General features: G+C 41.8%; 1 protein-coding gene. It reads left to right on the top strand.

Going from position 1 to position 1,917, the window contains the following annotated elements:
• Window positions 1-424 precede the first annotated feature (424 nt).
• Window positions 425-1,837 carry a group II intron reverse transcriptase/maturase gene (gene ltrA, locus EDD74_RS14900; protein WP_116441462.1) on the top strand — a complete coding sequence of 471 codons (1,413 nt, stop codon included), beginning with the start codon at window positions 425-427 and terminating at the stop codon, window positions 1,835-1,837.
• The last annotated feature ends 80 nt before the right edge of the window (window positions 1,838-1,917 follow it).

Raw genomic sequence — 1,917 nt, 5'->3', positions numbered from 1 at the left:
TGTGTGCGCCTTGCGGCGCACGTCGCTAATGGATGAAAGTTCCTAATCCGCCCTAGTAGTGGGAAGGATACAGCCAAGACCAAGGGTGTCCTATTCATGGCAAGCCTATGATTAACGCGAGGGGAATCTGAAGGAAGGTGGAGGCAAATCTCTGGTCTGACGAACAGAAATCACATCAGGCTATAGTTAAGGATAAGGTTGCACAACAAACTAAAGTCCAATAACTACTCGGAATTAACTGTAGTAAATGTGGCAGATATATGGAGAGAAAGTGACGTGTGGTACCAAGGGAGGTCTCGTCAGCGGAAAGAAACAAAGTATGAAATCCGTCAGTAACAACGAATGGCGAGAAGTCAGCAGAAGTCATAGTAAACCGGTGGTTGCAAACATCGGCGAAGGACTGAACTTTAGGAGATACAAGCTAATGAATGTAACTGAAAGTAGATTTAAGAATAGACAACTTCATATGGAAGACTATCTGCAAATGGTATCTGCGGAACAGAAAGAGTATGCAGAAGTGTTCGACTACTCTAAGATTACTGAAAAGAGCGGTGTCATCACAGACTATTGGACGAACAATCTTTTGGATTTGATTTTGCGAAAGGAGAATCTTAATGGAGCCTATAAGCAAGTCAAAAGAAACAAGGGAAAAGGCGGAATCGATGGTATGCAGGTAGATGAACTTCTGCCCTTTCTAAGAGAAAACCAAGAAACCCTAATCCAAGAGATAAGGGAAGGCAAATATAAGCCGAACCCCGTTCGAAGGGTAGAAATACCCAAAGAAACAAAAGGCGAGTTTCGAAAGCTGGGAGTACCTACGGTTGTCGATAGAGTCATTCAACAGGCAATCGCACAGGAACTCTCTCCAATCTTTGAGGAGCAATTCTCAGAGAACAGTTTTGGTTTTAGACCGAAAAGAGGAGCACACGATGCTCTTAGACAATGCCAAAAGAATGTAAATGATGGCTATGTGTATGTAGTGGATATGGATTTGGAGAAGTTCTTTGATACCGTATGTCAGAGTAAGCTAATTGAGGTATTGTCACGAACTATCAAGGACGGCAGAGTGATTTCACTGATACACAAATATCTGAATGCTGGGGTTATAGCAAACGAAAAGTTTGAGTGTACAGAAGTCGGAATGCCACAAGGAGGACCATTGAGTCCGTTGCTCAGTAACATAATGCTAAACGAGTTGGACAAGGAACTGGAACGCAGAGGGCATAGATTTGTCCGTTACGCAGATGACTGTATGATTTTCTGTAAGAGCAGAAAGAGTGCGGAAAGAACCTTGAAGAACATCATTCCGTTTATTGAAGGAACGCTTTTCCTAAAGGTGAACAGGAAGAAAACAGAAGTGGCTCACATCAGCAAAGTCAAGTATCTCGGTTATACCTTTTATAGATACAAAGGCAAATGCAGATTCAGAGTACATCAAAAGTCAGTAGTCAAGATGAGAAATAAAATCAGAGAGCTTACTGATAGGAACAAAGGCATGAACAATGCAGAACGGGAAAGGAAATACCAAGAGTATGTGCGAGGATGGGTAGAATACTTTAGACTTGCAGATATGAAAGGACTTCTCAAAACAACGGATGAATGGGCAAGGCGTAGAATCCGGGCGGTCTATTGGAAACAATGGAAGAAAATCAAAACAAAGTATCGAATGCTGAAAGCATTAGGAATGGAACATTGGAAAGCCAAAGAACTCGCTTGTAGCAGAAAAGGTTACTGGAGAATGGCGAAAGTCTTGAACCAAATCTTTTCAAAGAAAATAATAGCCAAGCTAGGTTATACATCCATGTTTGACTATTATCTAGTAGTTTGTGAAAACTAAGGAACCGCCTAGTACTGAACGGTATGCTAGGTGGTGTGAGAGGTCGGCTAATCAATTAATGATTAGCCTCCTACTCGATT

This window comes from Faecalimonas umbilicata, from assembly GCF_004346095.1.
GTDB lineage: Bacteria > Bacillota > Clostridia > Lachnospirales > Lachnospiraceae > Faecalimonas > Faecalimonas umbilicata.
This window is presented reverse-complemented; position numbering and strand designations above follow the sequence as displayed.